The organism is Candidatus Zixiibacteriota bacterium, assembly GCA_036480375.1.
In the GTDB taxonomy this organism is placed as follows: domain Bacteria; phylum Zixibacteria; class MSB-5A5; order GN15; family JAAZOE01; genus JAZGGI01.
Genome location: JAZGGI010000022.1, coordinates 1 through 16,894, shown reverse-complemented (window position 1 = coordinate 16,894; position 16,894 = coordinate 1). Strand labels below are relative to the sequence as shown.

The window sequence follows — 16,894 nt, the reverse complement described above, 5'->3', positions numbered from 1 at the left end:
TCCTGGGAGCCTGGGTGTCCCACAGCTTACTGCGGAAAAAGTCCTACCCGCATTTTCCCCACCAACCTACCCATAATTAAGAAGTATCCTCTTTCTATGGAGTTATCCTTAAAGGAGGAAATATGCCCACAAGCAAAAAACAAATCGAAGCCAATCAAAAAAACGCCCAAAAATCAACCGGGCCCAAGTCAAATAAAGGCAAGGAGATAGTCTCCAATAACGTCACCCGGCACGGCCTATACGCCAAAGATTTGGTAATCAACTCGCCTCATCTCAAGGAAAACGAAGAAGATTACGAGCTTCTATTATCAGCCCTAATTGAGGAACTCAAACCGACAACCGAATTCCAAAATTGTCTCGTCCAAAAAATCGCCAACTGCCTCTGGCGTTCACAACGCGCTATCCGCGCCGAAACCGCCGAAATCAATGCTCAATTGCGTAATGTTGACCGGGAAATACAACGCATGAAAACCTTTGGCAAAATCAGAGGATTTCCAATGAAAGAGAAAGATGATGACACCGTCCGCGCCAATCTGATAAATAAATTGTCACTCCCCAAAACCTCAACTTCCTTTAATATCCTGCGATATGAAATGCGCCTCGACCGCCAGATATCCCGCGCCTATCAACTCCTGATTCATCTCCAATCCATGCGGCAACTCGAAAATGTTCGAAATAAACGTGAAATTGAAGACAATTCATAAATATCCTAATGGGAATTTATATATGACCGGAAAAACTACATTTTCACAATGGTATGCCTTGCCGCGCGACAGCCGAAAAGGGATGACATCCCCGACAGCCAAAAAACAGGCCTTTGCCTGTCGTAATCACCACCGAGTTGATATGACCAAAAACGTTAATCTGAGGAAACAAACCCATTTTTGGAAGTTGCTCTCTGTGCCGTCGGTTCCTTAGCGAAGCGGTGAACCGACGGTAGGTCATTTACGCGACAGCTGAAAACAGGCCTTCGCCTGTTGATATGACCCAAAACGTAATCTGAGGAAACAAACCCATTTTTGGAAGTTGCTCTCTGTGCCGTCGGTTCCTTAGCGAAGCGGTGAACCGACGGTAGGTCATCTACGCGACAGCTGAAAACAGGCTTTCGCCTGTTGATATGACCCAAAACGTTATTCTGAGGAAACAAACCCATTTTAAAGACCTAAATTCCTCCAAAATTGGTTTTTCCTCTCTTGAGAGGGGTGGACGGCGTTGGCCGGACAGGTAAAATCCTGTTTTAATGCGGCGCATCCGGCTTTCGCCGAACTTGGCCGCAGGCAGCAAAAAAAAGTAGGACGGTCATTGCGATCCCGCCGAAATTATTTGTTCGGCATATTAAATCCCTGCTCAGGCGGAACCGCCAAAGGTTCTTTCGAGGGTGTTTTTCTCAATTCCCGATAGGCCTTACGTGCCGAGAAGAACAGACCTGCCATCTCCGGCGTCTGGCGGAAGAAAACCAGGCGGTGAAACGGAGAGACAACTGGTTTGATTCGCAGAGCTCTCAACGGCGAGGCTGCTCGCCGATGCAGACGCCTGAATTCGCGGTAGAATCGATCAACCGGCAGTTGCGTTGGAAACAGACTGTGCGCCAGGTCGAACAACCGCCTGTCGTGCGAAATGATGTCATGTCTTACATCATATCGTGGGTGTTGTCGATAATTGCAGTAGTTTTATCAATTCTTAACATCATACGATTCTTCTATATAATATATGATCCCGGAATATTATCAGGATGGCAAAGTCTGGATTTTCAATTATTGTATACCACCGCAATCATATTCATAATATGGATTTTGTATACGGAAATTGATGCGCGGTATGTGTTATCAGAAGCTAAGAAAAGTTGGGCAAGTTCCCGAAAATGGATCGACAAAGAATCCTAATTGGAGCTACTTCGCCTTTTTCAACTTTTCTTTGAGGCTGATTATCTCATCGCGGAGGCGGGCGGCGGATTCGAATTCGAGGTTTTCGGCCGCTTTGCGCATCGCTTTGGACAGGAACGTAACCTGATCTTCATATCCCATTGAGGCGAAGAAATCCGGTTTTTCGATATCTTCATCAATGGCCGTCTTGGAATCGGCAAACGATGTCGCCTGCAAAATTTCTTCTTTGGTTTTGCGAATCGACTCAGGTGTGATGCCATGCTCTTCGTTATACTCAAGTTGTTTTTGACGCCGCCGTTCGGTTTCGGCCATGGCTCGTTTGATCGAATTTGTAATCACGTCGGCATAATAGATAACTTTCCCTGCGGCGTTGCGAGCCGCTCGTCCGGAAGTCTGAATCAGTGCCTGGGCCGAACGAAGAAATCCTTCCTTGTCGGCGTCGAGAATGGCCACGAGCGATACTTCGGGCAGGTCAAGCCCTTCGCGCAGGAGATTGATACCCACCAGGACATCGAATTTAGCCAGGCGCAGATTGCGAATAAGTTCGGTTCGGTCAATCGTGTCGATTTCGCTATGGAGGTAATGGGCTCTGACATTGAGTTTGACCAGGTAATCGGTTAGGTCTTCAGACATCCGTTTAGTTAGAGTCGTCACCAGCACCCGTTCTTTGGCGGCAACGCGCCGGCGAATTTCATCGAGGAGATCATCGACTTGATTTGTGACCGGCCGAATTTCAATTTCGGGATCAATCAGTCCGGTCGGACGAATCACTTGTTCCACGACGACACCGTCCGATTTTTCGATCTCGTAATCGGCGGGAGTGGCTGAAACATAAATGATGTGTTTTTGAAGAGAGTCGAATTCCTCAAAGAACAGCGGCCGATTATCCAAAGCCGAAGGAAGACGGAAACCGTGCCCGACCAATGTTTCTTTGCGCGAGCGGTCGCCGGCAAACATCCCCCGCACCTGTGGCAGCGATTGATGCGATTCGTCAATGATAGTTAGAAAATCATCGGGGAAAAAATCAATCAGGGTATAAGGCCGTTCCCCCGGCTGACGGCCGGTCAGGTGCCGGCTGTAATTTTCGATACCGGAACAATATCCGATCTCGCGCATCATCTCGATATCATAGCTGGTTCGCGAATCGATTCGCTGGGCTTCGAGGAGTTTATCAGCCGCCTGGAATTGTTCGAGTCGCTGTTTCAATTCGTCTTTGATCGAGACAATCGCTTTTTCGAGTTGAGGCTGAGTCGTCACAAAATGTTTGGCCGGATAAATCGCGACGCGGGGACGATTATCGTAAATTTCGCCGGTAACGGGATTGAACGTCGTCAGCCGTTCGACTTCATCGCCATAAAATTCTATCCTGAGGGCATATTCCTGATAGGCCGGTATCAACTCAATAGTATCACCCCGGACCCGGAAATTTCCGCGCGAAAAATCAATATCATTGCGATTATAATGAATATTGATAAGCTGCCGAATCATCTCATCGCGATCGACTTCCTGACCGATTTCAAGAAAAAGGAGAAGTTCTTTATAATCTTTGGGTGAGCCCAAACCATAGATACAGGATACTGAGGAGACGATAACGACATCTTTTCGTTCCAGAAGCGACGCCGTCGCCCGCAGACGAAGACGGTCGATATCGTCGTTCATGGAAGTATCTTTTTCAATATAAGTATCTGTTGTCGGGATGTACGCTTCGGGCTGATAGTAATCATAGTAGCTGATAAAAAATTCGACGGCGTTATTCGGAAAAAAAGCTTTCATTTCTCCGTAAAGCTGCGCCGCTAAAGTTTTGTTATGAGATAAAATCAAGGTTGGGCGATTGTAACGGGAGATGACGTTGGCCATCGTAAAAGTTTTACCCGAACCGGTGACACCGAGAAGAGTTTGATGCTTTTGTCCCTGCCGGAGGCCCTGAACAAGTCGGTCAATGGCCTCCGGCTGATCGCCTTTGGGTTCGAAATTCGATACCAGTTGAAATTCGCTCATAACTTGATAATATACGCAAAAAGCATCGTAAGACAATCACAAGTTGATAATTGAAAAGAAGAAATACCTGGAGGATATCCTTTTTTTGAACAGTAAGTATATTGGAGAGTATAAGTTGTGAATGGAGAAACAAAAACCTGTTGGCAGGAAAGGATGCCGGTGAAATTTTGCTTGACTTGCGCCGTCTGGATATTACCTTCTAAGATTAACTATTTTAAGAAATCTTTGGAGGAATTGGATTTATGTACGCTGTAATCGAAACGGGCGGCACCCAATTTACCGTTGAGGAAGGGGCTCTTGTTAAAGTCCCTCGATTAGACGGTGCGGTCGGAGAAAAGGTGACGATTGATAAGGTTCTTCTGATTTCCGGAAATAAAGAGCCGGTGGTTGGCAATCCGTACGTTGAAAACGCGACGGTTGAGGCGGAGCTATTGACCCAGGATAAGGACGACAAGGTCACCGTTTATAAGTTTAAGAGACGGACCAAATATCGCCGCACCAAAGGTCACAGGCAATCATATACGGAATTAAAAATCACCAAAATCAATACACCGGCGTAATAAAAAATATTGATGGACTTATTGAAGATCAGGGACGGGATAAGAGGAATTATATTTTCCGGCGCGATTGCTCTGGCGTCGGTAATTATTATTAATGCTTCGGCCGCCGCTCAGCAGTATCAGCAATACAAAATTGTTGATATTCAGGTGACCGGCAATGTCAATTCTTCTGAAACCATGATAAAAAATATCGCGGCGTTTGCGCTGGGCGGGACTCTGAAAGGAACCGAGGTTCAGGGAGCGGTAAAGAGCCTCTATGCTCAGGGGATATTCCGTGATATTACCGTGGAAATCGAACCGGTTACCGCCGGAATCATTATCATTATCAGGGTTAGCGAATATCCTCAACTCACCAGCATTAATTATGACGGCAACGATAAGATAAAAGACAAGGATCTGGAAGAGCTGTTGCGATTGGCTCCGGGCGGATTCATATCGGATCATCTGGCAATGCAGGCCAAGGCCAAAATCGAAGCGGAATATATGTCCAAGGGATATTTTATGGCCATAGCCAATCCGGAATTGAAATATTCGGAAGATTCGACTCAGGCTGATTTGACTTTTAAGATAAAAGAATACAGTAAAATAAAAGTCGAAAAGGTTTATCTGACCGGCACGGAGCGGTTAAAGGCTGAGGATGTCGTTAAGCAGATGTCGAACCGCAAGCACGGTTTTTTGCGATCGTCTGATTTCAAGAAAGAAAAATACCCGGAAGATTTAGACAAGATTATCGAATACTGCAATAAAAAAGGATTTGTTGACGCATATATAAAATCGGATTCATTCGTTATCGATACGGCTCGCAACCGAATGAGCGTATACATCGATATGTATGAGGGGCCTCGATATTATTTTGGCAAAGCCGAATTTTCGGGCAATGAAATCTATAGCTCCGAGCGGCTGTCAAAAGTCCTCAAGCATGATGAAGGCAAAATTTTTAACCAGGAAAAATATGATGAATCGCTCGGGGAATTATATGGGGCGTACCAGGAAGAAGGTTATTTGCATGTTCGGATTCTCGATGAGCGCAAAACCCGTGATTCAACGATTGATATTTCTTACCGGATAATTGAGGGATTGCCTTCGGAAGTTCGCATGATTAAAATCGCCGGCAACACCAAGACAAAAGAAAAAGTAATTCGCCGGGAAATGTTCATTCGCCCGGGGGATACATTTCGCCGGTCGCTCCTTATGCGCTCTCTTCGCGAAGTGATGCAGTTGAATTATTTCGCTGACGTCGTGCCTGATATTAGAAATTTGCCGTCCGGCGATGTTGATTTGATATTGAAAGTTGAAGAAAAGCCGACCGGTCAGGTTTCGGCCGGGGCCGGTTATTCAGGGCAGGATAAGTTGGTCGGGACTTTTGGCTTGGGTATCCCGAACTTCAGGGGCAACGGTCAAAATGTGAGCATGAATATCGATTTCGGTTCTCGGCGGAATTCGATATCGCTTGGCTTTACCGAACCCTGGTTTTTCGGCACGCCGACATCAGTCGGTGGCGATATATATAATTTAAACCGCCGGTGGTATGAAGATTTTACCGAAGGACGGCGCGGTGGAGCAGTCCGATTGGGACGGCGTCTGAGGTGGCCGGATAACTATTTCAAAGTTTTCTGGAGATATCGCGTCGAAGATGTGCGCTATTTTGATTTTTCAGATAGCTTCCGGGGCCGCAGCGGAGATATTGTATTTGATTCCGATGGTAATCAAACATACATACCCAATAGCGGCTCGCTTATCAATTTTAATGAGGAATGGCTGAGAACTTCAGCGACTTCGCTTACCATCGAACGCGATAGCCGTGATTTGCCGATATTTTCCACGGATGGTTCACGCGTATCATACACGGGCGAATACGCCGGAGGAATTTTGGGCGGTCAATGGGAATATTATAAACACCTGTTTATTGCCCAAAGATTTATTCCACTGGGATGGAATTTCGCTTTTGTCAGTAAATTCAGATTCGGTTATATCAGCGCTGATAATAATGACAAAATACCCTATTCCGAGCGTTTTTCGCCGGGCGGGGTCGATCCCGACGGCATGGTGCGCGGATACCCCGACGCTTCGCTTTCTCCCCGGGGACCGGGCGGAAGTTTTGATCGAGGAATAGCGGAGGTAATTTATAATTTTGAACTTCAGTTCCCTCTCGTGGAACAGCAAATATATGTCCTGGGTTTTGCCGATGCCGGAGCGGCCTGGGAAAGTAAAAGAGATATTAAGCTGTTTTCCGGCCTGGCCCGAGGAGCCGGAATCGGATTTCGATTGGTAGTCCCGGGAGTCGGTGTTATAGGATTTGACTTCGGTTACGCCTTCGACGAGGTTTACGGCGAATCTGGAGGTTGGAAACCTCATTTCCAGATCGGGCAGGGATTTTAAGGTTATTGAGGAATATTTTATTCTTATAAAAGGAGAGTGCTCATGCGGAAACTGGTTAGATTGAGTATTGTGTGTTTCATCTTCGCGTTGATGTTTGGAGGAAATGCGATAGCACAAAAATTGGCGTTTGTCGATTCCGAAAGAATTTTCATGAGTTATACCGAATGGGTTAGAGCCCAGGAGCAATTCGCGGCCGACATGAAGGAATGGGACGATGAAGCGGCCCAAATGCAAACAGAATTACAGGATATGTACACCGAGTATGAAAAACAAAAGCTAATCCTGTCCGCCGACAAGAAAGCCGAAAGAGAGGCCGCAATTGTTGCCAAGGAACAACTATTGCAGGCCTTTACGCGAGATGTTTCGGCGCCGGGCGGGCGGGCTGAAAGAAGACAGAATGAATTGGCTCAACCGCTTCTGGAAAAAATAACGGCATCGATAGAAAAAGTCGCGATTGAAGAAAATATCGATTTCGTTTTTAATTCCGGCGGTTTATCATACGGGAAAAAGGAACTGGATATAACCGATAAGGTTCTTGAGATACTTGAAGAAGGCGAATAGTCTTGCCGTTTACGGTTAAAGAATTGGCAGAAAAAATCGGGGCGGAATTCAAAGGAGATGGAGCGACGATAATTGAGTCCGCGGCGCCGATTGAAACCGCAGGTTCGGGACAAATCACGTTCTTATCAAATCCCGCTTACAAGAAATTTATGGCCGACTCAAATGCGTCGGCCTTTGTTTTATCTCCCGATCATGCGATTGAAGGTAAAAATACGATTGTCAGCGATAATCCCTATTTGGCATTCTCTAAAATCATTAATATTTTATATCCTCTTCCCTACGAAGAAAACTGGACAATTCATCCCACGGCCGCGATTTCCGAAAAAGCCTTACTATCTGACCGGGTTGAAATCGGGCCTCATGCTGTCATAGAAGAAGGTGTGAAGATTGGTAATGAATGCGTTATCAAGGCCGGCACATTTATAGGCAAAAACTCAATAATAGGCGATAATTGCCGGATTGCTCCCAATGTTTCGATAATGCACGAAACCAAAATCGGGAATAACGTTATAATTCACGCCGGTACCGTAATCGGTTCCGACGGATTTGGATTCGCTCCGACCGAACCGGGTCAGGAATATTCAAAAATCCGCCAAGTGGGATGGGTTGAAATCGGCGATAATGTTGAAATCGGAGCGAGCGTCACGATTGACAGGGGAGCCGTCGGGCCGACAGTGATTGAACGAGGCGTCAAAATTGATAATCTGGTACAAATCGCGCATAATGTGAAGATTGGCGAGAACTCGATTATTGTCGCGCAAGTAGGCATATCAGGCTCGACTAAATTGGGCAAGGCCGTAATCCTGGCCGGGCAGGTTGGTGTCGTGGGACATATTGAAATCGGTGATGGGGCAATTGTCGGAGCGCAATCGGGAGTTTCCAAATCACTCGAAGGCGGTAAAATGTATTTCGGGTATCCGGCCAAACCGATAATGGAAACCAAACGAATCGAAGCCTCCCTCCGCAAACTCCCGGACCTCATCCGCCGCGTCAGGAAACTGGAAGAGGAATAACTTCAATATCCATAGCAGAGCTGTGAGTCACCATTGGCGTAATCTATCGTTAAGGATCACCTGCCTGCTATCTTAGCTGCTTCATTAATCCAGCGAGCTAACGCTTCTTTATTAGTATATTTATACGCCTTGAATCCGTTAGCCTTTATCTGGTAAGGTATGGCACCAGGCGAGCTAGTTTGCTTGTTTTCGTCTTTAAGGTGATGGATCTGAACTGCTACTAGACCATTGCCACGGGCGAGTGACTGATTGATTTCGTAGTTTATGTATTTTCTATCCACCGTACCATGAGTTACGAACACTACCGTGACCGAGGTATTCTCCAAACCTTTGTCGATCATACGCTTTATTTCTTTGACACCTTTCTTTTTTGCACCCTCCCAAAGAGATGCATCCTGAAACCCTGCTGAGGCAGTACCCGTTATGTTTGGCATACTCCTTATTTGATTAACTCTCCATACATGCCTGTAGTGGAAACTAAAGAATACACGTCTTGCCATATCACACTCCTCCTTACTTTATATAAATACTAATTCCCATAACCAGAATAATGGATATCAGAATTACGCCATGAAATACAATTAGGGTTTTAGATAAAGTTACTCCCGCGCATGATGCAACTTGATCTTGCACGATTTGTGTATTCATAGAAAAATCAATATTTTCTTCAGATAATTTACGAACATGATCATATAATTTGCGAAACAGCCTCTCTTGATGGAGAAAATATCCATCAAGACACCAAAAAGCGATTGTAGGAAAATAGGCTAAATAAACAAACAGCAATCGACTATCTTTGGCCGCTAAAGCAAACATGGCAGATACTAAGACTACACTCCACCCCTTTAAAAGAAATGAGTTTTGAGAAAGCCGGTTAACGACTCCTTGAATTATCTCTAAATGCGCATGTTTATTCGACATAATTCTCCTTTTTTACTGCCAATTGTGCGATCTCGACTGATGGTATGGGATTTAACAAAACACCGATCATGCAAATTATAAATTTGGCCAATAGCATTACATCTTTTTCCCTTTGATTCCCCATAGTAATTGACTAAATGGTTCTGGTTCTTTTTTCCTAAAATCAACCCAAACCAGTTGGTTTAAAAATAGAGGTAGCTTCGGGACGTCGACACAATCTTGGAGAATAACGGGAATAACAGGACAACGCCGTCTTATAAATTCCTGCAAAAATATCCTTATCTCCATATGTTGCCAAGGCCCAACACCACTCTGACCAACAATAACAGCAGCCGTTTTAATTTGAGGAATTTGTTCCTCCAAGACATCCTGCCAAAGACACCCAGGCGGCAACTGTTCCTCATCTAACCATGTTCTGATACCTTTTTCTTTTAGTCTTGTATTCATTTCTCGAATTTCGGTTTTATCTTCACTATTATGGCAAAGGAATACATCATAATTATCTTGAGTAGATCTTAATTGCCAATATTTACAAATATCCATATTATCTTGTGATGCTATACTAAGCTCATGCAAAATGGCTGTTATTTGAGGAAGGAGTTTATCCCCAATACTTGTAGTATTATTTTTGTAATGATCCATGCATTTTGGGCAAATTATACCTGCCTTCATCCCAATATCGATGCCAGTCTTATCCATCCAATAATCATTTATACAGCCAGTGTTTTCATCATGTCTAATTCCAACATTAAGAACGCGAATAAGAATGGCGCATATAAAATAAACTGCTCCATTGTTTATTGGCACATCTGTTAGATGCTCCCAACCAGAAAATGAAACGATTGATTTTTTATAAAAGTTATCGCAAAAATAATTATTATCGTACATCTTTGACGTGGAAAGAAATATCAGATCAGAATCATTACATTCAGTATCTATTTCCGGAGACAGGTCATTGTAACTTTTTGGTGACGAAACAATTGAACCTTCAATAGAGAATTGTGCCTTACCTTTTATTAATTTTAATTCCGGCGCCAACTTTCTGAAGTTCGTGATTATGCAATTAAAGTTCACATTTATCGTGTTATCCTGATATAGAATAATATTCATTTATACCTTCTCTCATTAACTAATATAATACTATGTAGCGCCCTTCCACAACAATTTATCCTACCAAAGAGGCAATGTCAATAAGAATTTATAGTAAAGTTAGAATATTAACCGAGTGGTGTCCCGCATGTGACCATCCACAATTACCCATCAAATCCACCACTGTTTCCGAAATCATCCGCATTTTATAGTATGAATTATATTTTCAGACAAAAATTACCCGTGCCAGGAATACCGCGCGACAGCCAAAAAGGGATAACATCCCCGACAGCCAAAAAACAGGCCCCCGCCTGTTCCCCTCTTGAGAGGGGTGGCCCCCGTGAAACGGGGGACGGGGTGTGTTATGAATCACCACCGGTTTGATATGACCAAAAACGTTAATCTGAGGAAACAAACCCATTTTGGAATAAGATCCTTCGCCCGATGAGATCGGTTTACAAACGAAGTATGTTTGTTTATATTTCCATAGCAAAACTGCAGGCAACTCGTGAGAAAAAGAAAGACAAATAACTATGGCAAATAAAGTTAACATCGCCGAGAAATTGGCATCTTTCAATGAACATTGGTCACCGAAAATTGTAGGTGAACTCAATGGTCAGTATGTTAAAGTCGTTAAGTTCAAGGGCGAATACGTTTGGCATCATCATGACAATGAGGATGAGCTTTTTCTGGTTATAAGGGGCGGTATGGAAATTCATCTTTCGGATTCGGTAATTAATCTTTCTGAGGGTGAATTTTACATTGTGCCGCGCGGGGTGGAACATAAGCCCGTCGCCGCCGAGGAATGCCATGCTTTGCTTTTTGAACCGGCAACAACCCGCAATACCGGTAATGTAGATCATAAATATACTATCGAGCCTGACGATCTTGAGAAACTATAATTGACACAAAAACGCCAGTTGTCAATCAATATCATACTCGTATGAAAATGGACCGAAACCGGTTTGCCAATAAAAACGGAATTTCATTAATTATTCTCAATAGCCATTGCCCCACAGTCAGATCACCAATGGTACCGTTGCCATCATAGTGAAAGACTTCACCCGATTCAGATGGAATACTTCCAGCCTCGTGGCCGAATTCTGCGGCCCCGAACTGGATAGTGGCGAACCATTGACCATTCCATTTGTCCGCTGCGCAGTCGGACACCATTACGAAAGTAAGGCACATAACAGCGCCAGGCAATCCAATTGTTCTCGACATAAAAGAACCTCCAAACCGGTAACGATCATGGGGTGAATGCCTGATCTATACGGTCAATGATCTCAAGTATGTAGTTACTGCTGACATTTTGATCATCATCCGCGGTAACGACGATAACCATGTCATAGACTGGTGGGACGAAGATATGCTGACCGCCATAGCCGAGAGCATATGGCATGTAAAACGGATTGCCCTGGTCATCTGTAAACTGTACCAGCCACCACTGATATCCATATTCCCGTCCGTTCGGCGACGTGCTATGTATCTGATGGGATGCCTGTACCCACCAACTTGGCACGATAGTGTCACCATCCCACACGCCATTCTGAGAATACAGCCAGCCGAATTTCGCCATGTCACGAGGTCTGAGTTTTAGTCCACTCCCGGTCATAGGAATTCCTCTCGGACTCATTCGCCAGACACACGTATCGATACCTATGTGCCGGAAGATCTTTTCCCGCGCGTAATCATCAACTTGCTGGCCGGTGCTGTTCTCCAAGATGACCGCCATCAATCCTGACAGCCCCGTACTATACTCAAAAGTGGTGCCTGGTTCGGATACGATGGGCTGATTTAAGACAAACTGTATCCAGTTATCACTGTTTACCATCTTATTGTAACTGTTTCCCGTATCACCGTATGGCACCTCCAACTCCTTCCAGGAAAACCCGGCCGTCATGGTCAGCAGGTGTTCCAGGGTAATGCCTTCTCTATTCAAGCTATCGATCATGTCAGGCGGAAAAAGAGTATATCCATCAAGGTAATCAAAGAGCCTGTCGTCGACACCGCCAATACTCTCTTCGCCGATTGCGATGCCCATCAAGGCCGATGTCACACTTTTGGTGCAGGAATATATACTTACCAGATTGTTAAGCTCATATCCTCGGAAGTATTGCTCATACACCAGATTGCCGCTCCGGGCTATCAGCAGACTGGTGATACGGCCGAGATTCCCGGAATTTATCCTGTCGGTCAAAGTATCCAGCAGGGCAGGATCAAAGCCATGCTCTTCGGGTGGAGCAATCGTCCATTCAAAGCCGGTATCCGGCGGATTAACGGGACCAACAGGGTCCTTCGAATCGCTCCCACAGGAAACAAAAAGGTAAGAAATCAGAGATAGAAGAATGAGCATCAGAGCTACTTCCCGAATTCTCCTGGTATTCATCGTCCTGATTCTCGGTTGCTTGAACTTATCTTTGACAGCCATATAACATCTCCAGGTTACTAATATGTATTATTATCTTGATACGTAGAGTAGATATTGATGGATTCTGTATCGAACAGTTCTTCTCCTGCTCTCCGTGAAATCTCCTGAAACAAGCGAGTCGATCCACAATCTGCCGCGAAACGAAGATTTTGTAGAGCAGCTCTACCGACAGTGCTAAAATCAGCTTCCTTATCTAAAAACAAATCAATTATTCCGGTAAATCCTCTCCAGATTGCCAAATCTAAGGGCGTTTAGTCATCACGATCTTTTGCGTTAATATCAGCTCTGTTTTGGATAAATAATTTTGCAATCTCTACATTACCTGTCTGATGCGCCACAAGCGAAAATGGTGTACGTTGATAATTATCCCGGATTTCAACATCGGCACCTTTCGCAATCAACAGCTCAGCAATGGCTTTACGGTTCTTTCGCACCGCCAAATGTAGTGAGGTCCACCAATGAATATTCTACCTTTCTATATCCACACCTTTTTCAATACATAGTCGGGATAAATCATCCTGACCATTGAAAACTGCCGAGTGAAGAGGTGTGTACAACTGAACATTGACGGCATTAAGATCCGCTTTATTCTGAATAAAAAGCTCTGATACGCCGACATGGCCGAATAACGCGGCCAGATGCAGAGGAGTATTTCCCTCTGCGTTTTTGGTACTTATATCAGCACCTTCACCAAGAAGATATTCCGCAATTTTAACATAACCACTATCTGCGGCGATATGAAGGAGTGTGTTATCGTAGTTGTCTTTTTGGTTAACAAGCGATAAATCTTTTGTGATTAAACGCTTTACAGTTGAAAGATCGTTGGCTTTGACCGCATCGAAAATTTCCTGCGCATGTAATGTTGAAGCTGCTGCAAACAGAAGTAGAGCTATTAATAAAGTTGATTTACGCATTGTTATTTTTTTCTCCTTAAATGATATTTAATTATTCCGCTTCCTCCGGTCTTAACTCTTCAATGATTTTGGCATCAACCCAGTGAATATCACCATTCGATTCAAAGAATATGTATTTCCCGTCAGGCGAAACAGAGGGTATGTGGAATTTCGCACCGAGGTCGTATCCCCGGCTCCACGTACCATCGTCTTTCCGAAAACTGACAAACGTGCTTTCGATTCGATCAAAAAGCATGAAACTGCCGTCATGGGAAATGCTTCCATGAGCCTCCCATTCCTCCGAATTCAATTCGCCCTCCAGTTTCATTGGCTCAGAGAATACGCCTTTATCGAGGATCATCTGGCCAAGGTCTTTGCTGGTTTCCTCACTCCGTTCTGTCGTGAAATAGAATGTTCGGAAGTCTTTAGTAGTGAGGCAATAGGCGTCGACGAAGAATCGCGGTTCGCCCCATGCGTCCCCTGTTCTTTCCACAATCCATGAGCTCCGACGTATCTCGTTCTTTTGAGAATTCTCACGGTAAAAGATCATGTATTTCCCGTCCGGTGTGATAAATGGAGCAATATCCCGGTACACTCCTGAAAAGGCAACTATCTGTGGCTCGCTCCATACACCATCCGTTTCTCGCATACCCCAAATTGCCCAGTTCGAACTAATCTCCGATGTCTCGGATCGGCCAAAGTAGAATTCTCTACCATCAGGTGTCCAGGTACATCCCATCTCTATAAAGTCTTTCGTGGACAGCGCATCTGGTGCAAAAACCTCCGGCGTCATTCCCGGTGGTTTTTGACCGAAATATGGACCGGTAAGAACGGGGAAATTTCCTCCCCCACCAGGGGAATCATTCTGTGCAATGCAGATACCGGATAATGATACTACCAGACAAAGACCTATGCTTACTATATTTGGTTTCATAATATTCTCCAAAATCTACATTTCACCAAAAAATACACTCAACTCATGGTATACACTAATCCGCAATTAACAATTATGACGAAACAATAACAAACTTGTTTAATTCTCTGCCTCTTTACAATATTTTTCTAACAGAATTAGCCAATAATAAAGGGAAATAAATCGAATCGGATGATCTTGAGAAATTATAATTGATACAATAACGCCGTCATAGACGCCATGACACGATATCTGAGAGGCATCCGGCACTGTGATATCATGCCTTGCCTCTGTATGGCTGACATATAGTCTCTAATGAAATACTCCGGTTTTTCAACACACTCCAAAGCTTTGGAGCACCGGGCTATAATTCAATGAATAGCGAATCATCCAGAGTTTCATTGATCTTGATTTCTTTAATAATAGCCCCGTGCGAATTCCCGAGGCCAACCTTACTTGTAACTACAAACATGTGGGGGAAGAGGATACCCTCAACCTCCCGCCAATCATAATGTCGTTTAATATCTTTGCCGATCCCGAAATCACGGCGTTCCATAACAAACAGGCCGGATTCCGCAGAAAAATAATATTCTCTTGTGTGTCCGTCTTTGTGAGTTTTCAATAAGCGATACATCACCCTCGAATCGATAGCTTCTATACCAAGCAACTTGTAGGAAATGCCTCTCTCCTTGTAATCAATAAAATCACCATAAATATCAGGAAAATATTTGAAATTGCTTTGTGGGTTCTCCTTCCATCCTTCGGAAGTTACTCTCCAGACTTTCTTGCCATCCGTTACATTTGAATTACCACTCCTGACCACGGTCTGACGACAAAAATGTGGATATTTGTAATAACGAAAGAAAGCCGCTTCCTGATTGACTGCATTGAGGCCGGTCAGGGTTAGCTTAATAGTTTTTATTTTGACCAGGTTTTCTTTGCCACCAATAGCCTGGAGATACCTGTCAATAACTTGTTCAGCATTTTTAGCTATAGAGATTTTATTTTTTAAAATGAAATCGGCGAGCCTTCCGGCATTCCTGATGTCATAAGCACGGTTAGTACTCTCCAAATCCTTATCGTTCAGCCCTAATGAGCGATAGGCTCGACCTAATCCGAAATAAGCCTGATCGGAATTCGGAAAAGCTTCTATGGTCATGTTAAATACGGCAATAGCTTCCTGAATTTTGCCCTCTCTCCGAAGATTACCTCCAAGCCTTAATAATTCAGCTTGTAGTACGGAATAGCTTTCCTCTTGTGCACGTATTTCCCTGAATTTTACAATAGCCGCGTCAATGCCAAAATCCTTTAGAGTTTCCTCTATTATTGGTGCCGCCGAGATTTTATCTGCCTCCTGTGCGCATATCACCGTTGGCAGGAATAGCGCGAATACCATGAGTATTATTATTATTTCTTTGCAATTCTTCATAAGATATCCTCACTTGAAAAAAAGCGCTCAGATAGAAAGGATAGCACATGACACAATACTTTCCAACACATTTTCATGGCAGTTTGTTTTACCAGAGAGTCTATATCAATAATGATAAAGGCAAAATACAAAATTGACTGTGTGTCTGCCGGGTGCCCCAAGTTTTCAGGGTTTGCTGAAAAAGTATTGAAATGGTCTTCAGCCTAAGGAATGGGAAAACATTACGAATCGTAAGTTCTTAATACACAGCAGGTAACGATTTTGTTTTTACGAAATATAGACCTGCCAAAACTCTCGGCGGTGGTTTTTCAACAGGCCCTTCAGACTTGGGGAAGGATAACTGGCACAAATCATCCATCAGTTGCTTATATCGTTTTTTTCAGCAAGACAGTTTCAGAACCTGATTTGCATAATCAAAGCTCTGTTGTGATTCGGACCGGCCAGCCTATCCGAAAAATAAGCGAAGCGCTTTTTTTCGGGTAGGGTCTCACAAAGAGCATTTACAATTATTCAACCAATCTGACGTGTTTTCGGAATTCATCCTCATATGTAAGATGAAACATATTGCAAATACACAATCATCAGTAAGGGCTCGTCGCGACAAGCCCGCCATATATGTCGCAACGAATCTTCGGGTCGCTCGCGAGCGAATCCTACGGGAAAAAAACAGGCCCTCGCCTGTCGGAATCACCATCGATTTGATATGACCCAAAACGTTAATCTGAGGAAACAAACCCATTTTTACCGCGCAGGTGTGGACACCTGCACGGCACCAAATACTATTAACATGAAGTGGATACACCGCGCGACAGCTGAAAACAGGC

Annotated in this window: 18 protein-coding genes; 8 read left to right on the top strand and 10 right to left on the bottom strand. The window is 44.2% G+C overall.

Annotated elements, in window-relative coordinates:
* Window positions 1–122 precede the first annotated feature (122 nt).
* The 3 genes from V3V99_05455 to V3V99_05445 all read left to right on the top strand — a co-directional run bounded on the left by V3V99_05455 (window position 123) and on the right by V3V99_05445 (window position 1,883).
* Window positions 123–704, top strand: coding sequence for a hypothetical protein (locus V3V99_05455; protein ID MEE9442096.1), 582 nt, complete (start codon window positions 123–125; stop codon window positions 702–704).
* A gap of 22 nt (window positions 705–726) precedes the next feature.
* Window positions 727–918 (top strand): hypothetical protein, encoded by a 192-nt coding sequence (locus V3V99_05450; protein ID MEE9442095.1) that lies wholly within the window; start codon window positions 727–729, stop codon window positions 916–918.
* Window positions 919–1,463: 545 nt separating this feature from the next.
* Window positions 1,464–1,883 (top strand): hypothetical protein, encoded by a 420-nt coding sequence (locus V3V99_05445; protein ID MEE9442094.1) that lies wholly within the window; start codon window positions 1,464–1,466, stop codon window positions 1,881–1,883.
* Between the two features lie 6 nt (window positions 1,884–1,889).
* Here the strand turns inward: V3V99_05445 and uvrB are convergent, their stop codons facing one another.
* Entirely contained in the window at window positions 1,890–3,881 is a 1,992-nt protein-coding gene (gene uvrB / locus V3V99_05440; protein ID MEE9442093.1) for an excinuclease ABC subunit UvrB, read from the bottom strand.
* Window positions 3,882–4,123: 242 nt separating this feature from the next.
* Here uvrB and rplU point away from each other — a divergent pair, with 242 nt between their 5' ends.
* From rplU to lpxD, 4 genes are read left to right on the top strand one after another with little or no spacing between them, the layout of a single operon-like run.
* Entirely contained in the window at window positions 4,124–4,441 is a 318-nt protein-coding gene (gene rplU, locus V3V99_05435) for a 50S ribosomal protein L21 (protein MEE9442092.1), read from the top strand.
* 12 nt (window positions 4,442–4,453) lie between these two features.
* Window positions 4,454–6,820 (top strand): outer membrane protein assembly factor BamA, encoded by a 2,367-nt coding sequence (bamA, locus tag V3V99_05430; GenBank protein MEE9442091.1) that lies wholly within the window; start codon window positions 4,454–4,456, stop codon window positions 6,818–6,820.
* A gap of 42 nt (window positions 6,821–6,862) precedes the next feature.
* Entirely contained in the window at window positions 6,863–7,381 is a 519-nt protein-coding gene (locus tag V3V99_05425; GenBank protein ID MEE9442090.1) for an OmpH family outer membrane protein, read from the top strand.
* A 2-nt stretch (window positions 7,382–7,383) separates the two neighbouring features.
* On the top strand, window positions 7,384–8,394 hold the full coding sequence (gene lpxD / locus V3V99_05420; GenBank protein MEE9442089.1) for a UDP-3-O-(3-hydroxymyristoyl)glucosamine N-acyltransferase: 1,011 nt from the start codon (window positions 7,384–7,386) through the stop codon (window positions 8,392–8,394).
* 56 nt (window positions 8,395–8,450) lie between these two features.
* Here lpxD and V3V99_05415 read toward each other — a convergent pair whose 3' ends face one another.
* From V3V99_05415 to V3V99_05405, 3 genes are all read right to left on the bottom strand, one after another.
* On the bottom strand, window positions 8,451–8,894 hold the full coding sequence (locus V3V99_05415; GenBank protein MEE9442088.1) for a TIR domain-containing protein: 444 nt from the start codon (window positions 8,892–8,894) through the stop codon (window positions 8,451–8,453).
* Window positions 8,895–8,907: 13 nt separating this feature from the next.
* Window positions 8,908–9,315, bottom strand: coding sequence for a hypothetical protein (locus V3V99_05410; protein MEE9442087.1), 408 nt, complete (start codon window positions 9,313–9,315; stop codon window positions 8,908–8,910).
* A 96-nt stretch (window positions 9,316–9,411) separates the two neighbouring features.
* Entirely contained in the window at window positions 9,412–10,425 is a 1,014-nt protein-coding gene (locus V3V99_05405) for a toll/interleukin-1 receptor domain-containing protein (GenBank protein ID MEE9442086.1), read from the bottom strand.
* Between the two features lie 512 nt (window positions 10,426–10,937).
* Here V3V99_05405 and V3V99_05400 point away from each other — a divergent pair.
* A complete protein-coding gene (locus V3V99_05400; GenBank protein MEE9442085.1) occupies window positions 10,938–11,306 on the top strand; it encodes a cupin domain-containing protein in 369 nt (122 codons plus the stop codon).
* 31 nt (window positions 11,307–11,337) lie between these two features.
* Here V3V99_05400 and V3V99_05395 read toward each other — a convergent pair whose 3' ends face one another.
* From V3V99_05395 to V3V99_05370, 6 genes are all read right to left on the bottom strand, one after another.
* Window positions 11,338–11,628, bottom strand: a complete 291-nt coding sequence (locus V3V99_05395) for a hypothetical protein (protein ID MEE9442084.1) — start codon at window positions 11,626–11,628, stop codon at window positions 11,338–11,340.
* A gap of 25 nt (window positions 11,629–11,653) precedes the next feature.
* The gene (locus tag V3V99_05390; GenBank protein MEE9442083.1) at window positions 11,654–12,835 is read right to left on the bottom strand and encodes a serine hydrolase; all 1,182 of its coding nucleotides are present in this window, start codon (window positions 12,833–12,835) and stop codon (window positions 11,654–11,656) included.
* 251 nt (window positions 12,836–13,086) lie between these two features.
* Window positions 13,087–13,299, bottom strand: coding sequence for an ankyrin repeat domain-containing protein (locus V3V99_05385; protein MEE9442082.1), 213 nt, complete (start codon window positions 13,297–13,299; stop codon window positions 13,087–13,089).
* A gap of 3 nt (window positions 13,300–13,302) precedes the next feature.
* On the bottom strand, window positions 13,303–13,749 hold the full coding sequence (locus V3V99_05380; protein ID MEE9442081.1) for an ankyrin repeat domain-containing protein: 447 nt from the start codon (window positions 13,747–13,749) through the stop codon (window positions 13,303–13,305).
* A gap of 31 nt (window positions 13,750–13,780) precedes the next feature.
* On the bottom strand, window positions 13,781–14,662 hold the full coding sequence (locus tag V3V99_05375) for a hypothetical protein (GenBank protein MEE9442080.1): 882 nt from the start codon (window positions 14,660–14,662) through the stop codon (window positions 13,781–13,783).
* 343 nt (window positions 14,663–15,005) lie between these two features.
* On the bottom strand, window positions 15,006–16,070 hold the full coding sequence (locus tag V3V99_05370) for a tetratricopeptide repeat protein (GenBank protein MEE9442079.1): 1,065 nt from the start codon (window positions 16,068–16,070) through the stop codon (window positions 15,006–15,008).
* Window positions 16,071–16,894 lie beyond the last annotated feature (824 nt).

Coding starts and splice junctions, on each gene's coding strand:
- V3V99_05450 (MEE9442095.1), top strand. CDS start 727: ATGACCGGAAAAACTACATTTTCACAATGGTATGCCTTGCCGCGCGAC.
- V3V99_05370 (MEE9442079.1), bottom strand. CDS start 16,070: ATGAAGAATTGCAAAGAAATAATAATAATACTCATGGTATTCGCGCTA.
- V3V99_05375 (MEE9442080.1), bottom strand. CDS start 14,662: ATGAAACCAAATATAGTAAGCATAGGTCTTTGTCTGGTAGTATCATTA.
- uvrB (MEE9442093.1), bottom strand. CDS start 3,881: ATGAGCGAATTTCAACTGGTATCGAATTTCGAACCCAAAGGCGATCAG.
- V3V99_05415 (MEE9442088.1), bottom strand. CDS start 8,894: ATGGCAAGACGTGTATTCTTTAGTTTCCACTACAGGCATGTATGGAGA.
- V3V99_05410 (MEE9442087.1), bottom strand. CDS start 9,315: ATGTCGAATAAACATGCGCATTTAGAGATAATTCAAGGAGTCGTTAAC.
- V3V99_05405 (MEE9442086.1), bottom strand. CDS start 10,425: ATGAATATTATTCTATATCAGGATAACACGATAAATGTGAACTTTAAT.
- V3V99_05400 (MEE9442085.1), top strand. CDS start 10,938: ATGGCAAATAAAGTTAACATCGCCGAGAAATTGGCATCTTTCAATGAA.
- bamA (MEE9442091.1), top strand. CDS start 4,454: ATGGACTTATTGAAGATCAGGGACGGGATAAGAGGAATTATATTTTCC.
- V3V99_05455 (MEE9442096.1), top strand. CDS start 123: ATGCCCACAAGCAAAAAACAAATCGAAGCCAATCAAAAAAACGCCCAA.
- V3V99_05395 (MEE9442084.1), bottom strand. CDS start 11,628: ATGTCGAGAACAATTGGATTGCCTGGCGCTGTTATGTGCCTTACTTTC.
- V3V99_05380 (MEE9442081.1), bottom strand. CDS start 13,749: ATGCGTAAATCAACTTTATTAATAGCTCTACTTCTGTTTGCAGCAGCT.
- V3V99_05390 (MEE9442083.1), bottom strand. CDS start 12,835: ATGGCTGTCAAAGATAAGTTCAAGCAACCGAGAATCAGGACGATGAAT.
- rplU (MEE9442092.1), top strand. CDS start 4,124: ATGTACGCTGTAATCGAAACGGGCGGCACCCAATTTACCGTTGAGGAA.
- V3V99_05425 (MEE9442090.1), top strand. CDS start 6,863: ATGCGGAAACTGGTTAGATTGAGTATTGTGTGTTTCATCTTCGCGTTG.